Genomic DNA, 22,578 nt, shown 5'->3' on the forward strand with positions numbered 1-22,578 from the left:
ATCTTCAAGGGCTTCGCAGCACGTCCGCGAAGCCCTTGAAACTTGCTGAAGCACTTAACCAAAAAAGCGCCATTCACGCCCTGTTTTTGCTTACATCCTGCTTCATCAACTGGGCAATCTTTGCATCGGGAATCGCATTGGCCGCGTAATCAAATGTGCCAAGCAACCGCACTTCTTCAGCGGCCCGCATCAAAGCACCAAACGCAGCCCGGGCAAATGAACCGCCAACACTGATACGGCGAACACCGGCCTCGGAAAGCTCGGAAACACTGTGTGTATTCCCGCTAAGGCCCATCACCACATTCACCGGCTTGTCGACCTCGCTGCAGACTGTCCTTATCGCGTCGATGTCGGGCAAACCCGGTGCGAACAGCACATCAGCCCCCGCCTCTGAAAACGCTTGCAGACGCTTGATTGTGTCGCGCAAATCCTCGCGGCCCCAAAGAAAGTTTTCTGCGCGCGCCGTAAGGACGAACGGTAAATCACGCGCAGCATCGGCGGCGGCCTGGATACGGTCGACCGCCTTGGACATGTCATAAATTGGATCGTCTGGGTTGCCTGTTGCATCTTCGATACTGCCGCCCACAACGCCAATTGCACACCCTTTCAGAATTGTCTGCGCGCAGGTCTCAGGCTCGCCCCCAAAGCCGTCTTCCAAATCAGCGGAAACTGGTAGGTCGGTAGATTCGACAATTTCAGCGGCGTTTTGAAGAAGTTCGTCCCGACTTAACGCCGCGAATGAATCTCGCTTTCCTTTAGAGAAAGCATATCCCGCGCTGGTGGTGGCAAGTGCATCAAAGCCCAGACTGGCAAGCAACCGGGCAGAGCCCGCATCCCAGGCGTTGGGCATTACGAATGCGCCCGGCCCGGCGTGAAGGTTTTTGAGAACTTCAAATTTCTGTTTCTGATCCAACATCGACTTGTCCGCTCATTGATCTGCGACAAGCCTACGTCAGATGGAACAAAAATGAACAAAATATCAGACCGCTGGTTGGGTTCCTGCAAAGGGTATCCCAACCACCCCGGCATCGTTCAGAGAAATGGCTGACGAAAACCTATAATTGGTACAAGGCCCCGAATTTGGTTTCGAGATACTGCAACAGCGGCTCTGGTCCCGGCTCGATACCGCTGGCGCGTTGGATGATCTCACGCGGGGCGTACAGCCCGCCATGACGTTGCGCATTCTCTCGCAACCAGCCCGTCGCGCCCGAGGTATCGCCTTCGGCCAATTGCGCATCCAACCCCGGCACCGCGCTCTGCAATGCCTGATACAGACATCCCGCGTAGACATTGCCCAATGCGTAAGTTGGGAAATAGCCAAACAGCCCGACCGACCAATGCACATCCTGCAAGCACCCGTTCGATGGCTTGTCGACCGCATACCCGAAATCAGCTGCGAAACGATCGTTCCAAGCGGCCTCCAGGTCGGTGACCTGCAGATCACCCGCCATCAAGGCGCGTTCAAGATCGAACCGCAGCATGATGTGCAGGTTGTATTGCACCTCGTCCGCCTCAGTCCGGATATAGCCGTTGTGGACACGGTTGACGGTCGCATAGAACGCGTCGGCATCCGCGATACCGAAATCACCGAAGGCATCCACCATCTGTTCGAATAGCCACCCTGTAAAGGCGCGCGAGCGGCCCAGCTGGTTCTCGTAAATCCGGCTTTGGCTTTCATGCACGCCCATCGACACACCCTGCCCCAACGGCGTCAACGCATAGGCCGGGTCGATGCCTTGTTCATAGGCGGCGTGGCCGACCTCGTGGATGGTCGAATAAAAACAGTTGAACGGGTCCACCTCGCTGGTGCGGGTGGTGATCCGCACGTCCAGCCCACTGCCCGAGCTGAACGGATGCACCGCCTTGTCCACGCGTCCAGTGTTCAGGTCATAGCCAAAAGCCTCGGCCAGCTTCTGCGACAATTGCATCTGGCGCAGTTCGTCAAACGTGCCGGTCAGCGGTGCCGGTGCAGGCCTGTCCAAAAGGGCCGCGCGCAGGGCAACCAGACGCGGGCGCATCTGATCGAAAATCCCGGCGATCTGGGTGCCGGTGGTGTGGGGCTCATAATCTTCGACCATGGCGTCATAGATGTTTCCGCCCTGCGCAAGCGCCTCGCCTTCCTCGCGTTTCAGGGACACGACTTCTTGCAAAACGGGCAGAAAAGCTGCCACATCTTCGTTGGCGCGGGCCTGTGCCCACGTCCCCTGGGCCGCCGAAGTGACCCGCGCGATGGCTTTGGCCAGATCGGCCGGCACTTTGACCGTGCGCTCGTACGACCGACGGATTTCGCGCAGCTGGGCCTGACCTGCATCATCCTGCGGTTCGGCTTTTTCCAGCCATTCGGCCACACGCGGGTCCGAGCGGCGGGCGTGCAGAACCGCCTCGATCGCGGCCATTTCTTCGGCCCGCTGAGGGGCCGCGCCACGGGGCATCACCGTCTCCTGATCCCAGCCCAATCGCCCGGCAATCTGCCCAAGGGCCGAGGTCTCGCGCTGAAAGGCCATCAGGTCATCAAAAGCTGTCATCGGGGTCAGGCTCCGCGGATCGAAGTTGCGATTGGGTAAGCGGTCAGGAAACGCGCGCGCAGGATCAAGGTCCAGACGACAACCGCCATGAATTGGTGGAATATGGCGATCTGCCACGGAGCCGCGTAAACCACCGTCGCGATACCGATCAACACCTGCAGCGACAGCGCCGCAAAGGCCGCGTTGAAGGCGAACCGCGTCTGTGGGTGGGCACTACTGCTGCCGCGCCGCCAGACAATGATGGCAAAGATGAACAGCAGATAGCCCGCGCAGCGGTGAATGAACTGCACCAGACCCGGGCTTTCAAAGAAATTACGCCACATCGGCTCCAACATCGTGGCATCAGGCGGCAATAACTGCCCGCCGATCAACGGCCAGTCGGTATAGGACCGCCCGGCATCAATTCCGGCCACCAACGCGCCGATGAGTATTTGCAAAAAGGCGAAATGCATCAACCCGGTAGACAGCGAAAACAGCTTGGCCTCTTTCGCGCGCCGGGCCTGCATCAGGTCGCGTTCTTCGCGGCCCAATTCAAAGACGTACCAGGCCAGAAAACCCAGGATCACAAACGCCAGCCCCAGATGCAGCGCCAGACGATAGCTGGCAACGGCCGTCATCCCCTCACCCTGTGTGACGCCCGAGGCGACCATCCACCAGCCAACGGCCCCCTGAACACCACCCAGAATGCCGGGAACCAAAAGCTTACCGGTCCATCCGGTCGGGATTTTCCGCATGACAAGGAAGCCAAAGAAACCAAGTGCCCAGACCAGACCGATCACCCGGCCCAGTTGGCGATGGCCCCATTCCCACCAGTAGATTGATTTGAAATCGTCCAGCTCCATCCATTGATTTTGAATGCGCCACTGGTCGATCTGTTTGTACTTGTCGAACTCGGCCTGCCAGTCAACTTCGGTCATCGGTGGGATGGCCCCGGTGATCGGACGCCATTCGGTGATCGACAGCCCGCTGTCGGTCAGGCGGGTCAGACCGCCAACCGCGATCATCACCACGACCAACGCAAACAGGATCATCAGCCACGCGCGAATGCCTCGGCGCGCGCCGCCACGTCCCCGGTCGATCATACCCGGTTGAACGGCTTGTTGTTTTTCAATGTCTGAGACGTCTTCGAAGATGCTGCGCTTACCGCTCATGCTGTCCTCATGTGCCTTGGATTTCGTCGCAAGCTAGGGCGTAGTCGGGTCAAGGTCCAGCCTCGGCCGCCGACTAACCCCGATCCTTCCAGCGGACCATCTGACGCATGATGCCATGCAACATCTGCACATCCGCCCGCGTCATGCGCATCCGCGACCACAGATTGCGCAGGTTGACCTTCATGCCTTCGGCTTTTTCGGGCGGGTAAAAGAACCCGGCCTCTTCCAGCCGATCCTCGTAATGTTCGACCAGTTTTTCAACTTCGATGCCAGTGGCCCAGTCACCCCGGCCCAGATCGGTGGCCTCATGCACTACGTCACCGCTTTGGCGCATCCATTCGTACGCGGTCAGCAGCACGCATTGGCCCAGGTTCAACGAGGCGTACTCGGGGTTGACCGGGACCGAGATGATCGCATTGGCCTTGGCGATATCCTCATTCTCAAGCCCCGCGCGTTCGGGGCCAAACAACACGGCGACTTTTTCACCCGCCGCAACCTTTTCTGCCGCGATCTGCATGGCACGCTCGGGGCTGTAGACCGGCTTGGTCAACCCGCGCTGCCGTGCCGTGGTGGCAAAGACATAGGTGCTGTCGGCCAGCGCCCCGCCCAGATCGTCGTACAGATGTGCCGCATCCAACAACCGCCCGGCACCGCTGGACATGGCCACCGCCTTGGGGTTCGGCCAGCCGTCGCGCGGCGCTACGATCCGCATCCGGTCCAGCCCGAAATTCCACATCGCCCGCGCGGCGGCCCCGATGTTTTCGCCCATCTGCGGGCGCACAAGCACGAATGAAGGCTGAGATTTGTCGCTGGGCATGGCTGTCTCCGAAAACTTGGTCTGCTGTAATCGGCGCGTCGGCGCAGGGCAAGGCACCCAGGCGGCCAAATGCCCCACAAATCGGCATAAAAGTTTGCTTCCCCGCCGCAATCCGCTAAACCGCGCCAAAGACTGAAAGCGAAGGACGCGGCGATGGACACCCCCGAGCAGCCACAGATTTATCTGATCACACCGCCAACGATCACGTTGAGCACTTTCCCCGACCAGTTGGCCCGCGTGTTGGATGGGGCCGAAATCGCCTGTATCCGCCTTGCCCTGGCCGGTGGGGACGAAGACGCCATCGCCCGCGCCGCCGATGCCTGCCGCGAGGTGGCCCATTCCCGCGACGTGGCGCTGGTGATCTCGAACCATGTGTTGCTGGCACAGCGGCTGGGATTGGACGGTGTGCATCTGGACGACGCCGCACGATCCGTGCGGGCCGCGCGCAAGGAACTGGGCACCGACGCCATCGTCGGCAGCTTTTGCGGCATCTCCAATCATGATGGCATGTCCTCGGGCGAGGCCGGTGCAGATTACGTGGCCTTTGGACCGGTCGGCGCGTCGACGCTGGGCGACGGCTCCACGGCGGAACATGACCTGTTCCAGTGGTGGTCCGAAGTGATCGAGGTTCCGGTCGTGGCCGAAGGCGGGCTGACCCCCGATCTGATCCGCGACCTGTCCCCTTGCGTCGATTTCTTCGGCATCGGGGATGAGATCTGGTCGCAGGACGACCCGCTGACAGCGCTGAAAGCCCTGACCGACGCGATGTGAGCGTTAACCCTTGCACCCGCGCCGGGGCTGCGGCATGTGTTCGACATGACTCAGAACAGTGAAATCCTGTGTATCGGCTCGGTCCTGTGGGACGTGATCGGACGTTCGGCCAGCGCCATGCGGCAGGGCTCGGACGTGCCGGGGCGGATCACCCGCCTGCCCGGCGGTGTGGCCATGAACATTGCCATGACATTGGTGCGGTTCGGCATGACCCCCACCCTGCTGACTGCAATTGGCCGTGATCCTGAAGGCGACGAGTTGATCAATGCCTGTGCCCGGCTGGGGATGGTGACGGACCATATCTATCGTTCGCAGGACTTGCCGACGGATCGTTACATGGCCGTCGAAGGTGCCAACGGTCTGATCGCCGCCATTGCCGACGCGCATTCGCTTGAGGCCGCAGGGGCCAAAATCTTGCGCCCGCTGATGCACGGGCCGCTTGGGTATGAAAACACGCCGTTCGAAGGCCCCATTGCGCTGGACGGCAACCTGACCCAGACCCTGCTTGAGGAAATCGCCCAAAGCCCCGCCTTTGCGAAGGCTGACCTGCGTGTGGCCCCGGCCTCACCCGGCAAGGCCGAACGTCTGCTGCCGTTTTTGAAACATGCGCGCGCGACGCTTTATGTGAACCTCGAAGAGGCGGGCATCCTGTGTCAGCGCGAATTCACCGATTCTGAGGTCGCCGCCAAAGGTCTGCTGGACCGCGGCGCGCTGCGGGTGCTGGTCACCGATGGCGGCAACTCGGCCACCGTTGGCAGCCCCGATGAAATCCTGACCCAAAAACCCCCGTCCGTTCTGGTCACCCGCGTGACCGGCGCGGGGGACACTTTCATGGCGGCCCATATCGCGTCCGAGGCCAGTGGCGCATCAAACGATGAGGCCCTGGCCCGCGCCCTGCACGCCGCCGCAACTTACGTTTCCGGAGAAACCCCACTGTGATCGACATCCAATATTCCGCCGAGGTCCGCGCCGCCAAAGACGCAGGCCAGCCCATTGTTGCGCTGGAAAGCACCATCATCACCCACGGGATGCCCTACCCGCAGAACATCGAAGTGGCGGCGCAGGTCGAACAGGACATCCGCGACGCGGGTGCCGTGCCTGCCACGATTGCAGTCATAAATGGCCAATTGCATGTCGGGCTGGAAGCGGACGAACTGGCTTCGCTGGGCCAGGCGCAAGGTGTGGCCAAACTGTCCCGCGCTGACATGGCCGCCTGCATCGCCACCGGCGGCACCGGTGCCACCACCGTCGCCGCCACCATGATCGCCGCGCATTACGCCGGGATCGAAGTTTTCGCCACCGGCGGCATCGGCGGCGTGCATCAGGGTGCCGAAACCTCATTCGACATATCGGCCGACCTGCACGAACTGGCCCAGACGCCGGTTACGGTTGTGGCTGCGGGCGCAAAAGCTATTCTGGACTTGGCCAAAACGCTTGAGGTTCTGGAAACACTGGGTGTTCCCGTCATCGCGCATGGTCAGGACGAATTTCCCGCATTCTGGTCGGCCAAATCGTCTTATGCCGCCCCGTTGCGCATGGACCGTGCCGAAGACATCGCCCGCGCCCACGCCACCCGCCGCGCCCTTGGCCTGCCCGGAGGCCAGTTGATCGCCAATCCGATCCCAACAGCGGATCAGATTCCGGCCGAGGAACTGGCCCCCATCATCGCCTCGGCGCAGGCTGATGCGGAAACCCACCGGATCACGGGCAAGGGCGTCACACCCTACCTGTTGCAACGGATCTATGAACAGACCGATGGCCGCTCGCTGACGGCCAATATCGCGCTGGTGCGCAACAACGCGCGGCTGGCGGCTGGCATTGCGCGCGCCCTGTCCGCGTAACCTGAATGAACTAGACCTATTGCACCAAGGCCCCGGGCTGCTTACTTAAATTCGCAAACCATTCAGGACGACAATGAACACACCGTTTGACGAAGAACCGCATCGACGCCCGGGCCTGTTTTCACGACTGCGCGCATCGTTCCTGACGGGCATCGTTGTCATTGCGCCTGTATGGCTGACCATCTGGCTGATCTGGTCCGTCGTGGGCTGGATCGACAGCGCGGTTCTGCCGTTGGTGCCGCAACGCTTTCAGCCGCAGGAATATGTAGGCGTCAATCTGCGCGGCGTCGGCGTTGTCATCTTTTTGATCTTTACGGTCCTTGTGGGCTGGATCGCCAAAGGCATTCTGGGTCGGTCTCTGATCCATTTCGCCGAACGCCTCGTCAACCGGATGCCGGTTGTCCGCTCTGTCTATTCCGGGATCAAGCAAATCTCGGAAACGGTCTTTGCGCAGACCGAGCGGTCGTTCGAAAAGGCCTGTCTGATCCAGTACCCGCGCCGTGGCATCTGGGCCATTGGTTTCGTTTCGACGGCGGCCAGAGGCGAGGTCAGCGAACGGGCGGAAACCTCTGACCAAATGCTCAGCGTGTTTGTTCCGACCACGCCCAACCCGACGTCGGGGTTTTTGTTATTCTTCCCGGCCGAAGACGTGATCCTTTTGGACATGTCCATCGAAGACGCAGCAAAGCTGGTGATTTCAGCGGGCCTTGTCTATCCAAACGACAAAGACCCAACTCAGCAGCCCAAGTGATCAACTGAACATCTCGGGCAGGTCCACAGTGCTGTTATTGCCTATATCGGCCTTGTTTGTTGCCAAAAACTGATCCGCGGCCGCGCGCCCGGCTTCTTTCAGCTTATGCAGGACAACCGGGTTCGGCACCGTTTTGGTCGCCACCGACAAATCGTTCATCAGCGCATCATCCGCAATCATATGCACCAGAACCCTGCTCATCTCGCCTGACTTCAGCTTGCCGTCTGCCAGCAGACGTTGAACAAAGTTGATCGCGCGCAATTCGCGAAACAGGGACGAGTTAAAGCCGATCTCGTTGATCCGGTTCTGAATCTGCTGCGGTGTCTTCGGCACCTCATCGCGTTCCAGCGGGTTGATATTCACGATCACAACATCATCGGGCAGATCAGTGTTGAACAGGGGGTACAGCGCCGGATTGCCGGTGTAGCCGCCATCCCAATACGCCTCGGTCCGGTCGGTTTTAGGATCATAAATCTCAACCGCCTGAAACAGACTTGGTAAACAGGCCGAAGCCAGAATGGCATCCGTCGACACCTCATCGCCCGTAAACACCCGGATTTTGCCGCTGCGCACGCAGGTCGCGCAGACAAACAACTGTGGGCCTTCATCGGCGCAAATCTCATCAAAATTGAATTGATCCACCACCGGTTCCAGCGGATTGCGATAGAACGGCCCATAGGCATAAGGCGAGACCAACCGCGACCAGGCATCGCCAATGGAAAACGGCAGGGAATACTCCATCGCATGGGCGATCTGCGCCGGTTCGATGGCTTGCATCCAGTTGGCAAGGCGCATGTCACCAACGGCCCCCATGCGCGCCCACAGCCGGTCCAGGCTGTCCCGCGCCCCGTCACGGCCATTGTGCACCATCCCTGACTTGAACGCGGCGCCGTTCAGCGCCCCGGCCGAGGTTCCGGTGATTGCCGCAACCTCGATATCGTCTTCGTCCAACAGGCGATCCAGAACGCCCCAGGTAAAGGCGCCATGTGCGCCGCCGCCCTGCAAGGCCAGATTGATCCGTTTCATTGCACGCCCTCCCGGACTAAAGCGCGGTCCAGCCGCCATCCACGGAAATCGTCGTTCCGGTGATCTGCGTCGCTGCATCCGAGCACAGAAAGATCGTCGTGCCGCCCAGTTGTTCGACCGTGGCGAATTCTTTCGAAGGTTGACGTTCCAGCATGACGTTCTTGATCACGTCCTCGCGGCTCATGCTGTATTCTTTCATCGTGTTTGGGATCTGCGCCTCGACCAGCGGGGTCAACACGTAACCCGGACAGATGGCGTTGCAGGTGATCGGTTCCTGCGCGGTCTCCAGAGCCACGGATTTGGTCATGCCCACGACCCCGTGTTTCGCTGCGATATAGGCCGACTTATACGGGGACGCCGTCAGGCCATGGGCCGAGGCGATGTTGACGATCCGCCCCCAACCCGCCTGCCGCATCATCGGCAGCGCCGCCGCCATGGTGTGATAGGCCGAATTCATGTTGATCGCGATGATCGCATCCCATTTATCGGTCGGGAACTGATCAATCGGCGCAACGTGCTGAATACCCGCGTTGTTCACGAGAATGTCACAAGCGCCCGCTTTTTCGATCAGAGCGCGGCATTCATCCCCCTTGGACATATCCGCCTTGATGTAACGCGAATTTGTTCCGGTCTCTTTGGCGATCTCTGCCGCCAGGGCGTGATCCTCATCCCGGTCGGTAAAGGAATTCAACACCACATCCGCCCCAGCCTTGGCCAGTTCCCACGCCACGCCCAATCCGATTCCGGAGTTCGACCCCGTAATGATCGCAGTTTTTCCTGACAGGCTCATGACCAATCTCCCTCAAAAAAATCCGTTTCGGCAGGACAGTGCCATGCTGCATCTGCAAAAGAAACGGGGAAAGATTCTGCCAGTGTATCCGGGTGAAAACTGCGCGAAAAAAAACGCCCGCACGAAGCGGGCGTTAAGTTATTGAGGCAGGTTTCATACAGGCAAGAAACCTATCGAGCAGTGCACCCTTTATAAGCAATTCCACGCCTTGGTCCAAGCTAAAAGTTTGATAATAAGAAAAATCATCGCTACGGTGAATCCCAACAAAATAAGGCCAGAGCAGGATTGTTTCCAAAATGCGCCCCAATTTTCTACGCTTCTCCGGTCCCGTAATCGCGGGAATCGCCGCCTTTTTTGCAACCACAGCAGCGCATGCAGAATCGGCTCATGGCATAGCTATGTACGGGGACCCTGCCTTACCACCGGATTTTGTGTCGCTGCCCTACGCCAACCCCGAGGCACCAAAAGGCGGCAAGGTCGTTTTCGGAAACACCGGCGGCTACAACAGTTTGAACCCGTTCATTCAAAAAGGCACCTCTCCGTGGCAGCTGCGGTTTTGGACACATGAAAGCCTGATGGGCCGGTCCTGGGACGAACCTTTCTCGCTTTACGGGTTGTTAGCCGAATCAGTTGAAACCGCGCCGGACCGATCCTGGGTCGAATTCACGATTCGCGAAGGCGCGAAATTCTCGGATGGAAGCCCTGTTTCTGTCGAAGATGTGATCTGGTCTTATGAAACTCTGGGCACCGAAGGGCATCTGCGTTACCGCGGGCTGTGGGGCAAGATCGGCAGCATCGAGAAAACTGGCCCACGTTCGGTTCGGATCACTTTTAACGAACCAGACCGGGAACTTGCCCTGATCGCCGCGCTGCGCCCGATCCTGCAAAAAGCGCAGTGGGAGGGGAAGGATTTCGCCAACGCCGCGCTGCAAGACGTTCCCATCGGGTCGGGGCCTTATGTGGTCGACGATTATGAGGCCGGGCGTTACGTGACCCTGCGCCGCAATCCCGATTACTGGGGCAAGGACGTTCCGTTCCGGCGCGGCACTATGAATCTGGATGAGATGCGGATCGAATTCTACGGCGATGGCACGGTTCTGTTCGAGGCGTTCAAAGCCGGTGAACTGACCGCCGTTCGCGAATTCAACGCCGACAAATGGGATACCCAATACAACTTTCCCGCCGTTCAGCGCGGCGATGTCGTGAAAACGGAAATCCCACACAGCAAACCGTCGGGCATGACCGGTTTCGTCATGAACACCCGCAAGGCACCCTTTGATGACTGGCGCGTACGCGAGGCAATGTTGCTGGCGTTCAATTTCGAATTCATCAACGATACCATTACCGGGGGCGCACAGCCCCGGATCACCTCGTATTTTTCGGGCTCTGATCTGGGTATGCAGCCCGGCACCGCCGCAGGCCGGGTCGACGACTTGTTGCAGCCTTTCGCCGCTGACCTGCCGCCCGGCACGCTTGAGGGTTATACCCTGCCCCAAAGCGACGGTTCGGCCCGCAACCGCGCCAATATCCGTGAGGCGAACAAGCTGCTGACCGACGCAGGCTGGACCATTCAGGATGGCGTGTTGCGCAATCAGGCCGGAGAAGACTTTGCCATCACCGTGCTGCTGCAACAGGGCGACAGCGAAGGGCAAACGGCCATCGAAATCTATACCCGCGCGCTTGAACGCCTTGGCGTTCAGGTCACCGTTGAACAGGTGGACAGCGCACAATTCACCGGCCGCAATGCCGAGCTGGATTTTGACATGACCTTCTTCCGCCGCGCCCTGTCCCTGTCGCCCGGCAATGAACAGCGCCTGTATTGGGGCAGCGAAAATGCCGACACGCCGGGCACGCGTAACCTGATGGGTGTCGCCTCACCCGCTGTGGACGGGATGATTGACGCGATGCTGGCCTCGGAAAGCCGAGAGGATTTTGTGGCCGCCACCCGCGCCCTGGACCGTGTTCTGACCTCAGGGCGTTATGTCATTCCGATCTGGAATTTCGATGTCGGGCGTATCGCTCATGCAAAAGAACTCAAGCAGCCTCAGGTCGTACCGATTTATGGCGACGGCCCAGAGTACATGCCGCAGGTGTGGTGGTACGAAGAGTGATCCTTTAGCACCGGAACAGGCACCGTTTCACTGGCCAAAAAAGCCGCGCCCACAAACCTGTGATCGCTAACGACTACGTTCGCGATCCTGAGATGCCTATCTTGACGATGCATCAGACCAGCTGTTTTCGGCCTTCGGCGGAATTCGGCACATGCGTTCAGTATACAGTATATTGTGGGAGAACCGGATTGTTTCCGCCACAAATAGTTAATGCCTCTAATTTCAGTCAGAAGCCAAAAAACTGCTACAAGGGTCTTTACGGAAGGCCGTCACGAGTTATAGCCTGCGAAACATAACGCGACGTGAAGAACCAAATTATTACTTTGAATTTCGTTAGATAGCCCGTCTTCCGGCGCACAGGACAAAGTTTTACGGACCAGCCTCCACTCACTCTAAACTCCGGTCCGTCGGCCCGTTGCAGCTTAGCTGCAGCGGGCCTTTTGGTTTTTGCTCAGGTCAAATTTGGGTGCGACATTTTGTCATGCGCGCGGGTCACACACTGGTTCGTACCCTGAACAAAGGGGCGAGAATTTGTGAAACCTGAAACCGGAAAGCCAGCAGATGTTAAAATGGACTGATCTGACGCAAGACTGGGATGCCATGTATGCGCGCGCCAAGCGGCGATTTCCGAACCTGCGTAATCGCGACATGGGGCAGCTAAGCAAAGATCGCAAAAGGTTCGAGGCCTATTTGGCCGAACGCCACCACCTGACCGTAAATGAAGCGCACGAAGAGCTTGAGGACTTTTTGTTTACAGAAGGTCTGAACCGCGAATTCAGCCGCTCATTAGGTAAGTGACGTCACCCAAAGGATCGTTGCGTCTTCTTCGCTGACAGAGATGACGTTGTGCCCCATGCTTCCGTCATAATATGCGCTGTCACCGCGGCGCATCTCGACCGGTTCGTAGAATTCGGTAAACAGACGGACGACACCGGTCAGAACGTATAGAAACTCTTCGCCGTCATGTCGGACCCAGCCTTCGAATTCGTCCATCGAACGGGCGCGTACACGGGCACGATAGGGCAGCATCTGCTTTTTCGTCAGCGTTTCGGCCAGCAACTCGTGTTCATAGGTCACAGTCGGATGGGCCGCACCTTCGCCCATACGGGTTACGGCCATTCGGCCAATCACCTGATCGCGCTGTGGCGCGGTGAATAGCTGCGGGACGGAAATCTCCAACCCGGTCGCCAGCTTTTTCAGCGCGTCATAGGTTGGCGACATCTGGCCGTTTTCAATTTTGCTTAACGTTGATCGCGCAAGGCCCGCTTGATTGGCGGCCTGCTCGAGCGTCCAGTTGCGCGCCTTGCGCAATTCGCGCACGCGCGCGCCAAGGTCCAGCGGTTCGAGTTCCGTGTGGTCACCCGAATCTCGGGCGATGCGGATCAGGGATGTCTGGTCTTGGGTGCTCATGCGCAATTCTATAGGGCCGTCTCGTCCCGCTTGCAACGCACCATACGTCACGTTAGCCAGACGATATGCTATCTGTATTCGATCAAGGCCCTGCCCGGGCCTGCCCCGCCCCGTTCAATCTGGCTGCACATGTCTTGCGCTGCGCCGGTCAGATGCCCGACAAAACGGCCTTGTCGGTCTTGCGGGCGGACGGCGCCGAGGATTGGACCTATCGCGCCCTGCAATCCGCCATTATGGGAACCGGAACCGGATTGCTGCAAGCGGGCCTGAAACCGGGTGATATCGCCTTGATGCGGCTGGGAAATACGGTCGATTTTCCCATTGCCTATCTCGGGGCGATTGCCGTGGGGATCGTGCCGGTGCCCACCTCGTCGCAACTGACCCAGCCAGAAACGGCGCGGATGATCAAAGACCTTAACCCTGCGGTGATACTACGAGACCCTGATGTCGCCTGTGCCAACCATCCGTTTCAGATCACATTGGACCAGTTGCAGTCTATGCGTGATCTGCCCCCGGCCGATTTCATGTACGGCAACCCGGATCGGATGGCTTATGTCGTCTACACCTCGGGCACATCCGGCAAGCCGCGCGCCGTGGCCCACGCGCATCGCGCCATTTGGGCGCGGCAGATGATGGTGGATGGCTGGTACGGGCTGCGGGATACGGATCGCCTGTGCCATGCCGGGGCGTTCAACTGGACCTATACGCTGGGCACCGGATTGATGGACCCCTGGACCATCGGCGCAACCGCCCTGATCCCAGAACCGGGCACAGACCCGAATGCCCTGCCCGAATTGCTGCGCCGACACCGGGCGACCATCTTTGCCGCAGCCCCCGGCGTTTTTCGCAAGATCGTAAAGGACAACACTCCGCTGCATCTGCCAGACTTGCGCCATGGCCTGTGCGCCGGGGAAAAGCTGTCGCGGCACCTTCATGAACAGTGGCTCTCCCTGACCGGCACCGAACTGTACGAAGCTTACGGCATGTCCGAATGTTCCACCTTCATCTCATCCAGCCCGGCCCATCCGGCGCGGGGCGAGGCGTTGGGGCAGCCACAACCGGGCCGCCGGGTGGCGATCCTTGGGCCGAACGGGCCGGTGCCGCACGGGGACGAAGGCACCATCGCCATTCATCGCTCGGACCCCGGCCTGATGCTGACCTATCTGAACGCCCCGCACGAGGCCGCCGCCCGGATGCAAGGCGACTGGTTTCTGACCGGGGATCAGGGGGCCATGGCCACCGACGGGCAAATCACCTATCTGGGCCGCGACGATGACATGATGAATGCCGGTGGCTATCGCGTCTCACCGGTCGAGATCGAGGCCGCGCTGTCCAAACACCCCGGCATCACGCAGGTCGGTGCCGCCGCGGTTGAGGTCAAACAGGACACATATGTGATCGCGGCCTTCTATACTGGTCCGGAAAAACTGGACGATGCCGCCCTGCGCGCCTATGTCGAAGAAAATCTGGCGCGCTATAAACAGCCGCGCGCGTTCCTTCACCTGCCCGAACTGCCAACCGGCGGCAACGGCAAACTCCTGCGCCGGGCGCTGCCGGCCTATTTCAAGGCGACCACACCATGACCCAGACCGTCAAACTTGACATCATGTCCGACCCGATCTGCCCGTGGTGCTATATCGGCAAAACCCATCTGGACAAAGCGCTGGCCGCCATACCGGATCATCCGTTCGTCATCGAATGGCATCCCTTTCAGCTGAACCCCGATATGCCGGACGAAGGCATGGATCGTCGCGAATATCTGGAACGAAAGTTCGGCGGCAAGGACGGCGCGGTGCGTGCCTATGCGCCCGTGGTCGAACACGCCGGAAACGCCGGGCTGAGCATTGATTTCGAAGGCATGAAACGCACGCCGAACACATTGGATGCGCACCGCCTGATCCACTGGGCCGGGATCGAAAGCAAGCAGAACGCTATCGTTGACGCCCTGTTTGACGCCTATTTCGTGCAGGCCCGCGACATCGGAGATCACGAGGTTCTGGCCGATATTGCCGACGCCCAAGGCATGGACGCTGCCGTGGTCATGAAACTGTTGAAATCGGATTCCGACCGTGAGGATATCCGCAACCGCGACACGCATTCCCGCCAGATGGGTGTGAATTCGGTGCCGACCTTCATTGTCGCCAATCAACACGCGGTTCCCGGCGCGCAACCCCCTGAAATGTGGGAACAAGTAATCGCCGACATCATGTCTCAACTTGAGGCATCCCCTGCTGATTAACACGGTGCTTTGTACGCGTTGATGTCTAGCGCCCCCTGATCTGCCGTGATAGCGCAGTCAGGTCAGGAGGGCGACATGGCCAATCAAATGTCTCGGGGGGAATTTGTCGCGCTGATCGCGATGATGGTTGCGACGATCGCGTTTTCGATCGACTCGATGTTGCCCGCCCTTCCCACCATCGGCGCGCAGCTTAGTCCGGGTGACGCCAACAAGGCGCAGCTGATCCTGACGTCCTTTGTACTTGGCCTGGGCATCGGCACCTTCTTTACCGGCCCGCTATCTGACGCCTATGGGCGCAAACCGGTGATCTATGTCGGCTCCGCAGTGTATATTCTGGCCGCCGCTGTTGCGTGGGCCAGTTCTTCGATTGAATTGCTGCTGGTCGCCCGCGTCGTTCAGGGCATCGGCTGCGCGGCCCCGCGCATCGTCGCCATTGCGATTATCCGGGATCTTTATTCGGGCCGTGAAATGGCGCGCATTGTGTCAATCGCCATGATGATTTTTACCCTAGTGCCCGCAATCGCACCGATGCTGGGGGCCGGGGTTATCGCAATCACCGGTTGGCGCGGGGTCTTCGCGACATTCATAGTGTTCTCGGCAATCACCGTAATCTGGATGGGTCTGCGACTGCCCGAGCCGTTGAAGCCCGAAAACCGCAGACCGCTGCGCCTGCCCCTGATGGCCGCAGCCGCACGCGAGATGTTCAGTCATCCGACTGTCCGGGTTTCGATCCTGGTGCAAACCCTGTGTCTGGGAATGCTGTTTACCATGCTGACCATGGTGCAACCGGTCTATGATGTGATCTTTGACAGCGCCGACAGCTTTCCATTCTGGTTCGGTTTTGTGGCCCTGATGGCCGGGTCCGCCAGCCTGCTGAACGCCGCGCTGGTCATTCGCGTGGGTATGCGGCGGCTGGTGACCTGTGCCCTGGGCGCGCAGATTGTCATCACCCTTGGCGTCGTCATCTTTAGCATGATGCCCCTGTCGCCAAACTTGTCCTTTGCGATGTTCGTCTTCTGGCAAACGTCGATCTTTTTCATGGCGGGCATGACCCTGGGCAACCTGAACGCCATTTCGATGGAGCCGATGGGCCATATCGCCGGGATGGCGGCCTCGGTCATCGGTGCGTTTTCAACCATTCTGGCCGCTGCTGTTGCCGCCCCAATAGGGCAACTTTTCGACGGGACATTGACCCCGATGAGCACCGCCGTTCTGATCATGAGCGTGATCGGCTTTGGCCTGATGCTGCATATGGGCCGGATCGAAAACAGACTGCCTGCCTGATCTGTGCAGCCCTGGTGAATCGCGCTAACCTCTCTTTGATCCGAGGGGGAGATTTTCAATGAGCGGTTATTACGATCTGGGAACGCACACCTGCCCGGTCACAACATCCTCATCCGAGGCACAACTGTGGTTCGACCGGGGCCTGAACTGGACCTACGGCTATAACCATGATGAGGCCGTCGCCTGCTTCCAACGCGCTGCGGACCATGATCCGGGCTGCGCCATGGCGCATTGGGGCGTGGCCTATGCAGCCGGGCCGAATTACAATCTGCCGTGGGATTTGCGCGATGATCGCGGGCAGCGAAAGGCGCTGGCGCAGGCTTATGATGCTACGCAGCGGGTACTGGCACTGCAGGAAGGTTGCACCCCCGTCGAACAGGCGCTGATCCGGGCGTTACCCGCCCGCTATCCGCAGCGCGATCCGATCCCCGACATGAATGGATGGAACCACGATTTCGCCGATGCCATGCGCGCCGCCTTTGCCGAACATCCCGGTCAACTGGACCTGCGCACCATCTATGTCGAGGCTTTGCTGAACCTTACTCCCTGGCAAATGTGGGACCTCAGAACAGGTCAACCCGCCGAAGGCGCGGCAACGCCTGAGGCGCAGAAGGCGCTGGAAGACGCCATGGCCAATGACCCGGCGGCCATGTCCCATCCGGGCCTGCTGCATCTGTATGTCCATTTGATGGAGATGTCGCCAACCCCGGAAAAGGCGCTGAAGGCCGGGGATGTGCTGCGGACGCTTGTGCCCGATGCGGGCCATCTGGTGCATATGCCCACCCATATCGACGTGCTGTGCGGTCATTACCACAACGTCGTCCACTGGAATGAAAAGGCGACCGAGGCAGATCTGAAATACTATGAACGCGAAGGCGCGTTCAACATCTACACCGGCTACCGGCAGCACGATTACCATTTCACCATCTATGGTGCGCTGTTTCTGGGTCAGATGGAACCGGCCCTGCGCGCCAATCAGGGCCTGTGGGACACCACCCCCGAAGAGATGCTGCGTATCGAAAGCCCGCCCATGGCGGATTACTTCGAAAGCTACATGTCGATGGGACCGCATATCCTGATCCGTTTTGGCCGGTGGGAGGAAGCAAAGGCGCTGGAACTGCCCGCTGACCGCGATCTGTACCGGACGCTAACCGCAACAACGCATTACGCCCGTGCCATTGCCTTTGCCGCCACCGGACAAGTGGCCGAGGCTGAAGCCGAGGAACAGCTTTTCCGTGCCGCCAAGGCCCGCGTGCCGGAAACCCGGCTGATGCACAATAACCGCGTCGTCGATCTACTTGAAATCGCCCGCGAAATGCTGCGCGGAGAGATCGAGTATCGAAAGGAAAACTACGACGCGGCCTATGCGCATCTGCGCCGCTCGGTCGAGTTGGACGATACGTTGCCCTATGACGAACCCTGGGGCTGGATGCAGCCCACCCGCCACGCACTGGGGGCGTTGCTGTTCGAACAGGGCCACGTGGCCGAGGCCGAAGAGGTCTATCGCGAGGATCTTGGTCTGGGCGGCACCCTTAGCCGCGCCTCGATCCACCCGGACAATGTCTGGAGCCTCAAGGGGTTGCACGATTGCCTGAAAGCGCGCGGCGACACGATCGAGGTCAGGCTGATCAAACAACGCCTTGATCTGGCGCTGGCACGCGCCGACCGGGCCGTCAGCGCATCGTGTTTCTGCGCACAGGCCGCGATGCGGGCCGCCGAATGAAATACGCTGCGATATTCGCCTTGCTCTGCACCCCTGCTTTGGCGGATCGTCAATCCTTTCCACCGGTCGATCAGGCCGACCGCGACCCGTCGCTGGTTGCGTTTCGGGATTCTTTGCAGGCCAGCGTGGCAGCGCGGAACATCGACGCCGTCATCGCGGCGGCCTGCCCCGATATCTACCTCAGCCACGGTGGTGACGGCGGCCCGGACGAACTGCGCGCCAATCTGACCGTCGATCCCGACAACCTGTCCGAAGAATACCGTGATCAGGCCGATGAATTGCAAAAGGCTTATTGGGCCGATCTGGAAAACACCCTGTCCCAACCCGGCTATTTCGATGACGAAGGCGAATTCTGGATGCCGCATCAGTGGCAGATCACCCTGCCCGCCGCGCTGAATCCGTTCCTCGCCTACTTTGTGACCGGCGAGAAGGTATCATTGCGCGACAGCCCGTCCCAAGACGGAATTGTTCTCGCGGCGATCAGCCATGAGGTCGTGATCATCCCCGATTTTCAGCCCGAGGCCGAGTATCAAAGTGTGCTTCTGACCGACGGGACACAAGGATACATGCACAGCGACTTTCTATGGTCCATGGTCGGCCATCGCGCCGCGCTGGTGAAATCCGACGCGGGCGAATGGCAGCTGTGTACCTTTGTCAGCGGTGACTAGGCCTTGGCCTTTTTCTTTTCCGCCATGACCTTTTCCGCCAGATCGCGCGCGATGGAGAACGCCCCTTTGATCTTGTCGCTGTCTTTCTTCCAGTCACGGCGCACAACGATCTTGTTATCTTTCACCTTGGCCAGCCCGCGCTGGTTCTGGATAAATTCCACCAACCCCTGGGGCGAGGCGAACTTGTCCTTGTGGAACTGGATCGTCGCACCCTTTGGCCCGCCGTCCAGCTTGGCAATCCCCGCGCGTTTGCACATCGCCTTGATGCGCACGACCAGCATCAGGGTGTTTACCTCTTTCGGCAACGACCCGAAACGGTCGATCAGTTCGGCGGCGAACCCTTCCAGTTCTACCTTGGTCGTAAGCGACGACAGACGACGATAGAGGCCCAGACGTACGTCCAGATCGGGCACATAATCCTCGGGGATCAGAACCGGCACACCCAGATTGATCTGCGGTGCCCATTGATCGTCGGCATCCGACAGCCCCTCCATCTCACCGGCTTTGATCTTGGCAATCGCTTCTTCCAGCATCGACTGGTACAGTTCATACCCCACGTCGCGCATCTGGCCTGACTGTTCCTCGCCCAGCAGGTTGCCCGCGCCGCGAATGTCCAGATCCTGTGACGCCAGCGTGAACCCGGCCCCCAGCGTATCCAGCGACCCCAGAACGCGCAGACGTTTTTCCGCCGTTGCGGTCAGGCGCGCGCGCGGCTTGGTCGTCAGATAGGCATAGGCGCGGGTTTTCGACCGCCCCACCCGACCCCGTATCTGATAGAGCTGCGACAGGCCAAACATATCAGCCCGGTGCACAACCATCGTGTTCGCGGTAGGAATATCCAGCCCGCTTTCCACAATCGTCGTGGCCAGCAGCACATCGTATTTGCCGTCGTAAAAGGCGTTCATCCGATCATCAAGCTCACCCGCGGCCATCTGTCCATGGGCAACCATATAGGTGAGTTCTGGCAGCTGTTCCTTCAGGAATTCCTCGATCTCAGGCAGGTCCGAGATGCGAGGCACCACATAGAAACTCTGCCCGCCGCGATAATGTTCACGCAGCAGCGCCTCGCGGATGGTGACGGCGTCGAACTCGCTGACATAGGTGCGGATCGCCAGCCGGTCGATGGGTGGCGTTCCGATGATCGACAGATCGCGCACGCCGGTCAGCGACAGTTGCAGTGTTCGCGGGATCGGCGTTGCCGTCAGTGTCAGCACGTGAATATCGGATCGCAGCTGTTTCAGGCGTTCCTTGTGCCCGACGCCAAAGTGCTGTTCTTCGTCGATGATCAACAGGCCCAGATTGTTGAACCGAACCCCTTTGGCCAACAGCGCATGGGTGCCGATCACGATGTCCACCGTGCCACGCGCCAGCCCGTCGCGGGTCTGCTGCGCCTCTTTGGCCGAGACAAAGCGCGACAGTTGCCGGACCTCCAACGGAAAACCCCGGAACCGTTCGCGGAACGACGCGGCGTGTTGCCGGGCAAGCAATGTAGTCGGGGCAACAACGGCCACCTGAACACCGGACATGGCGGCGACAAAGGCGGCACGCATCGCAACCTCGGTCTTGCCAAAGCCTACATCGCCACAGATCAGGCGATCCATCGGCGCGCCGGAATGCATATCCTCCATCACTTCGGATATGGCGCGCAACTGGTCGTCGGTTTCCTGATAGGGGAACCGCGCGCTGAACTCCTCCCACGCGTGGGGCGGCGGGTCCATGACCGGGGCCTTGCGCAACGCCCGCTCGGCGGCGATACGGATCAGCTTGTCCGCCATCTCGCGGATGCGTTCCTTGAGCTTGGCTTTCTTCGCCTGCCATGCGCCACCGCCCAGACGGTCCAGCAACCCTTCGTCATGGCCGTACTTCGACAGCAGTTCGATGTTTTCGACCGGCAGGTACAGTTTGGACCGTTCCGCGTATTCCAGCAGCAGGCACTCATGAGCGGCCCCTGCGGCGGTAACCACCTCCATCCCCATATAGCGGCCGATCCCGTGATCGACATGCACCACCAGATCGCCAGGGCTGAGAGATTGGGTTTCGGTCAGGAAATTTGCAGCTTTGCGGCGCTTCTTGGGCTGGCGGATCAGGCGGTCGCCCAGAACGTCCTGTTCGGCGATGACGGTCAGACCCGGGGTTTCAAACCCATGTTCCAACGCCCAAACCGCCAGATGCAGCCCGCGCTTGCCAACACGGGTGCCATCGGTCACGGGGATCGCCTCGGCCAGACCTTCGTCTTCGATCAACCCGGTCAGACGTTCCCGCGCCCCTTCCGAGTAGGAGGCGATCAGAACCGGCCCCTTGGCCATCTTGTCGGTGATATGACTGGCCAGCGCACCAAACAGGCTGATGCTTTCCTGCTGGCGCTCAGGCGCAAAGTTGCGCCCGATCCGCCCGCCCGTATCAATCACGCCGGGGCCGCTGGCCTGCGGCAGCGGGCTGAACTGCATCACCCGACGCTCGCCCACGGCCTGCTCCCACGCCGCATCGTCCAGATACAGCAACCCGGGCGGTGTGGGTTTATAGACCGTATCCATCCGGGCGCGGTTTTCCAGCGCCAGACGGCGCGTTTCGTATTGATCCGCGATACTGTCCCAACGGGCCAAACGCGTCGGCGTCACCTGATCATCCATCGAGATCGTGGCGCCGGGCAGATAGTCGAACAGCGTCTCAAGTTTTTCATGAAAGAACGGCAGCCAGTGTTCAACGCCTTGGTGCTTGCGCCCGGCGCTCACGGCCTCATACAGCGGATCATCGGTGCCTGCGGCCCCGAACTCGATCCGGTAGTTCTGACGAAACCGGGTAATGGCGGCCTCATCCAGAATGACCTCGGACACAGGGGCCAGCTCAATCACATCCAACTTTTCAGTCGTGCGCTGTGACACCGGATCAAACCGGCGCGCGCCGTCCAGAACATCGCCGAACAGGTCCAACCTGACGGGCCCGGATTCACCCGGGGGAAAGATGTCGATAATGCCGCCCCGAACCGCATAGTCGCCAGGCTCCATCACTGTCGGGCTTTGGGTGAACCCCATGCGCACCAGAAAATTCCGCAGTGCGGTTTCATCAATGCGTCGATTGACGTGCGCAGTGAACGCAGCCTCTTGCAGAACCACACGCGCGGGGACCCGCTGTGTTGCGGCGTTCAGCGTCGTCAGCAACACGAACCGATCGGGCATCTGATGCACCAGCGCCGCCAGCGTGGCCACCCGGGCCGCCGCAATATCCGAATTGGGCGATACCCGGTCATAAGGCAGGCAATCCCAGCCGGGGAAGATAAACACCGGCATGTCCGGCGCAAAAAAGGCCAACGCAGCGCGCATCGCCTCCATCCGCTTGTCGTCGCGTGCGACATGGCAGACCGGGCCGCCCGAACGCGCGATCTCGTTCAGGATTAGCTGTGCGTCAAACCCCTCGGGGGCGCCGCCGACTGTTACGTGGTTCGGAGCCTTCATCGTCAAGCCTTTCCGATTT

20 protein-coding genes are annotated in these 22,578 nt (G+C 59.9%); 12 read left to right on the plus strand and 8 right to left on the minus strand.

Going from position 1 to position 22,578, the window contains the following annotated elements; translation table 11 throughout:
- Positions 1 to 73 precede the first annotated feature (73 nt).
- From JT51_RS17575 to JT51_RS17590, 4 genes are all read right to left on the minus strand, one after another.
- Positions 74 to 916 carry an isocitrate lyase/PEP mutase family protein gene (locus JT51_RS17575; RefSeq protein ID WP_037315824.1) on the minus strand — a complete coding sequence of 281 codons (843 nt, stop codon included), beginning with the start codon at positions 914 to 916 and terminating at the stop codon, positions 74 to 76.
- A gap of 139 nt (positions 917 to 1,055) precedes the next feature.
- Positions 1,056 to 2,525: a carboxypeptidase M32 gene (locus tag JT51_RS17580; RefSeq protein ID WP_037315826.1), complete on the minus strand. Its 1,470-nt coding sequence runs from the start codon at positions 2,523 to 2,525 to the stop codon at positions 1,056 to 1,058.
- A 5-nt stretch (positions 2,526 to 2,530) separates the two neighbouring features.
- The gene (ctaA, locus tag JT51_RS17585) at positions 2,531 to 3,676 is read right to left on the minus strand and encodes a heme A synthase (RefSeq protein ID WP_037315830.1); all 1,146 of its coding nucleotides are present in this window, start codon (positions 3,674 to 3,676) and stop codon (positions 2,531 to 2,533) included.
- 73 nt (positions 3,677 to 3,749) lie between these two features.
- Positions 3,750 to 4,493, minus strand: a complete 744-nt coding sequence (locus tag JT51_RS17590) for an RNA methyltransferase (RefSeq protein WP_037315833.1) — start codon at positions 4,491 to 4,493, stop codon at positions 3,750 to 3,752.
- A 153-nt stretch (positions 4,494 to 4,646) separates the two neighbouring features.
- Here JT51_RS17590 and JT51_RS17595 point away from each other — a divergent pair, with 153 nt between their 5' ends.
- The 4 genes from JT51_RS17595 (at position 4,647) to JT51_RS17610 (ending at position 7,856) form a co-directional block, all read left to right on the plus strand.
- Positions 4,647 to 5,264: a thiamine phosphate synthase gene (locus JT51_RS17595; RefSeq protein ID WP_037315836.1), complete on the plus strand. Its 618-nt coding sequence runs from the start codon at positions 4,647 to 4,649 to the stop codon at positions 5,262 to 5,264.
- 45 nt (positions 5,265 to 5,309) lie between these two features.
- Positions 5,310 to 6,203 carry a PfkB family carbohydrate kinase gene (locus tag JT51_RS17600; RefSeq protein ID WP_037315838.1) on the plus strand — a complete coding sequence of 298 codons (894 nt, stop codon included), beginning with the start codon at positions 5,310 to 5,312 and terminating at the stop codon, positions 6,201 to 6,203.
- Entirely contained in the window at positions 6,200 to 7,105 is a 906-nt protein-coding gene (locus JT51_RS17605; protein WP_037315841.1) for a pseudouridine-5'-phosphate glycosidase, read from the plus strand. The genes JT51_RS17600 and JT51_RS17605 overlap by 4 nt, the downstream gene beginning before the upstream one ends.
- A gap of 73 nt (positions 7,106 to 7,178) precedes the next feature.
- Entirely contained in the window at positions 7,179 to 7,856 is a 678-nt protein-coding gene (locus tag JT51_RS17610) for a DUF502 domain-containing protein (protein ID WP_037315844.1), read from the plus strand.
- Here JT51_RS17610 and JT51_RS17615 read toward each other — a convergent pair whose 3' ends face one another.
- Together JT51_RS17615 and JT51_RS17620 are read right to left on the minus strand one after the other, a co-directional pair.
- The gene (locus JT51_RS17615; RefSeq protein WP_037315847.1) at positions 7,857 to 8,882 is read right to left on the minus strand and encodes a patatin-like phospholipase family protein; all 1,026 of its coding nucleotides are present in this window, start codon (positions 8,880 to 8,882) and stop codon (positions 7,857 to 7,859) included.
- A 16-nt stretch (positions 8,883 to 8,898) separates the two neighbouring features.
- Entirely contained in the window at positions 8,899 to 9,672 is a 774-nt protein-coding gene (locus JT51_RS17620) for a 3-hydroxybutyrate dehydrogenase (protein WP_037315850.1), read from the minus strand.
- Here JT51_RS17620 and JT51_RS22000 point away from each other — a divergent pair.
- The 3 genes from JT51_RS22000 to JT51_RS17630 all read left to right on the plus strand — a co-directional run bounded on the left by JT51_RS22000 (position 9,671) and on the right by JT51_RS17630 (position 12,581).
- Positions 9,671 to 9,817 (plus strand): hypothetical protein, encoded by a 147-nt coding sequence (locus JT51_RS22000; protein WP_160175198.1) that lies wholly within the window; start codon positions 9,671 to 9,673, stop codon positions 9,815 to 9,817. The two genes, JT51_RS17620 and JT51_RS22000, sit on opposite strands and share 2 nt — an antisense overlap.
- A gap of 151 nt (positions 9,818 to 9,968) precedes the next feature.
- The gene (locus JT51_RS17625; RefSeq protein WP_081894733.1) at positions 9,969 to 11,783 is read left to right on the plus strand and encodes an extracellular solute-binding protein; all 1,815 of its coding nucleotides are present in this window, start codon (positions 9,969 to 9,971) and stop codon (positions 11,781 to 11,783) included.
- Between the two features lie 561 nt (positions 11,784 to 12,344).
- Positions 12,345 to 12,581: a hypothetical protein gene (locus JT51_RS17630; RefSeq protein ID WP_051927629.1), complete on the plus strand. Its 237-nt coding sequence runs from the start codon at positions 12,345 to 12,347 to the stop codon at positions 12,579 to 12,581.
- Here the strand turns inward: JT51_RS17630 and JT51_RS17635 are convergent.
- Positions 12,570 to 13,193, minus strand: a complete 624-nt coding sequence (locus JT51_RS17635; protein ID WP_037315856.1) for a helix-turn-helix domain-containing protein — start codon at positions 13,191 to 13,193, stop codon at positions 12,570 to 12,572. The genes JT51_RS17630 and JT51_RS17635 overlap by 12 nt on opposite strands.
- Positions 13,194 to 13,258: 65 nt before the next feature.
- On the opposite strand from JT51_RS17635, the gene JT51_RS17640 reads away from it, so the two are divergent.
- From JT51_RS17640 to JT51_RS17660, 5 genes are all read left to right on the plus strand, one after another.
- Positions 13,259 to 14,776, plus strand: coding sequence for a class I adenylate-forming enzyme family protein (locus JT51_RS17640; protein WP_037315859.1), 1,518 nt, complete (start codon positions 13,259 to 13,261; stop codon positions 14,774 to 14,776).
- The gene (locus tag JT51_RS17645) at positions 14,773 to 15,432 is read left to right on the plus strand and encodes a DsbA family oxidoreductase (protein WP_037315862.1); all 660 of its coding nucleotides are present in this window, start codon (positions 14,773 to 14,775) and stop codon (positions 15,430 to 15,432) included. Before JT51_RS17640 ends, JT51_RS17645 begins: the two co-directional genes overlap by 4 nt.
- 75 nt (positions 15,433 to 15,507) lie before the next feature.
- Positions 15,508 to 16,716: a multidrug effflux MFS transporter gene (locus tag JT51_RS17650; RefSeq protein ID WP_037316338.1), complete on the plus strand. Its 1,209-nt coding sequence runs from the start codon at positions 15,508 to 15,510 to the stop codon at positions 16,714 to 16,716.
- A gap of 58 nt (positions 16,717 to 16,774) precedes the next feature.
- Positions 16,775 to 18,439, plus strand: coding sequence for a tetratricopeptide repeat protein (locus tag JT51_RS17655; RefSeq protein WP_037315865.1), 1,665 nt, complete (start codon positions 16,775 to 16,777; stop codon positions 18,437 to 18,439).
- Complete coding sequence (locus JT51_RS17660) at positions 18,436 to 19,107, plus strand: SH3 domain-containing protein (protein WP_037315868.1); 672 nt, start codon at positions 18,436 to 18,438, stop codon at positions 19,105 to 19,107. The genes JT51_RS17655 and JT51_RS17660 overlap by 4 nt, the downstream gene beginning before the upstream one ends.
- Here JT51_RS17660 and mfd read toward each other — a convergent pair.
- Complete coding sequence (gene mfd / locus JT51_RS17665; RefSeq protein WP_037315871.1) at positions 19,104 to 22,559, minus strand: transcription-repair coupling factor; 3,456 nt, start codon at positions 22,557 to 22,559, stop codon at positions 19,104 to 19,106. The genes JT51_RS17660 and mfd overlap by 4 nt on opposite strands.
- Positions 22,560 to 22,578: the final 19 nt, after the last annotated feature.

This window comes from Ruegeria halocynthiae, assembly GCF_000743705.1.
GTDB lineage: Bacteria > Pseudomonadota > Alphaproteobacteria > Rhodobacterales > Rhodobacteraceae > Ruegeria > Ruegeria halocynthiae_B.

Coding starts and splice junctions, on each gene's coding strand:
- JT51_RS17610 (WP_037315844.1), top strand. CDS start 7,179: ATGAACACACCGTTTGACGAAGAACCGCATCGACGCCCGGGCCTGTTT.
- JT51_RS17655 (WP_037315865.1), top strand. CDS start 16,775: ATGAGCGGTTATTACGATCTGGGAACGCACACCTGCCCGGTCACAACA.
- JT51_RS17615 (WP_037315847.1), bottom strand. CDS start 8,882: ATGAAACGGATCAATCTGGCCTTGCAGGGCGGCGGCGCACATGGCGCC.
- JT51_RS17595 (WP_037315836.1), top strand. CDS start 4,647: ATGGACACCCCCGAGCAGCCACAGATTTATCTGATCACACCGCCAACG.
- JT51_RS17635 (WP_037315856.1), bottom strand. CDS start 13,193: ATGAGCACCCAAGACCAGACATCCCTGATCCGCATCGCCCGAGATTCG.
- JT51_RS17640 (WP_037315859.1), top strand. CDS start 13,259: ATGCTATCTGTATTCGATCAAGGCCCTGCCCGGGCCTGCCCCGCCCCG.
- JT51_RS17660 (WP_037315868.1), top strand. CDS start 18,436: ATGAAATACGCTGCGATATTCGCCTTGCTCTGCACCCCTGCTTTGGCG.
- JT51_RS17650 (WP_037316338.1), top strand. CDS start 15,508: ATGGCCAATCAAATGTCTCGGGGGGAATTTGTCGCGCTGATCGCGATG.
- ctaA (WP_037315830.1), bottom strand. CDS start 3,676: ATGAGCGGTAAGCGCAGCATCTTCGAAGACGTCTCAGACATTGAAAAA.
- JT51_RS17590 (WP_037315833.1), bottom strand. CDS start 4,493: ATGCCCAGCGACAAATCTCAGCCTTCATTCGTGCTTGTGCGCCCGCAG.
- JT51_RS17575 (WP_037315824.1), bottom strand. CDS start 916: ATGTTGGATCAGAAACAGAAATTTGAAGTTCTCAAAAACCTTCACGCC.
- mfd (WP_037315871.1), bottom strand. CDS start 22,559: ATGAAGGCTCCGAACCACGTAACAGTCGGCGGCGCCCCCGAGGGGTTT.
- JT51_RS17580 (WP_037315826.1), bottom strand. CDS start 2,525: ATGACAGCTTTTGATGACCTGATGGCCTTTCAGCGCGAGACCTCGGCC.
- JT51_RS17625 (WP_081894733.1), top strand. CDS start 9,969: ATGCGCCCCAATTTTCTACGCTTCTCCGGTCCCGTAATCGCGGGAATC.
- JT51_RS17630 (WP_051927629.1), top strand. CDS start 12,345: ATGTTAAAATGGACTGATCTGACGCAAGACTGGGATGCCATGTATGCG.
- JT51_RS17600 (WP_037315838.1), top strand. CDS start 5,310: ATGACTCAGAACAGTGAAATCCTGTGTATCGGCTCGGTCCTGTGGGAC.
- JT51_RS17645 (WP_037315862.1), top strand. CDS start 14,773: ATGACCCAGACCGTCAAACTTGACATCATGTCCGACCCGATCTGCCCG.
- JT51_RS22000 (WP_160175198.1), top strand. CDS start 9,671: ATGACCAATCTCCCTCAAAAAAATCCGTTTCGGCAGGACAGTGCCATG.
- JT51_RS17620 (WP_037315850.1), bottom strand. CDS start 9,672: ATGAGCCTGTCAGGAAAAACTGCGATCATTACGGGGTCGAACTCCGGA.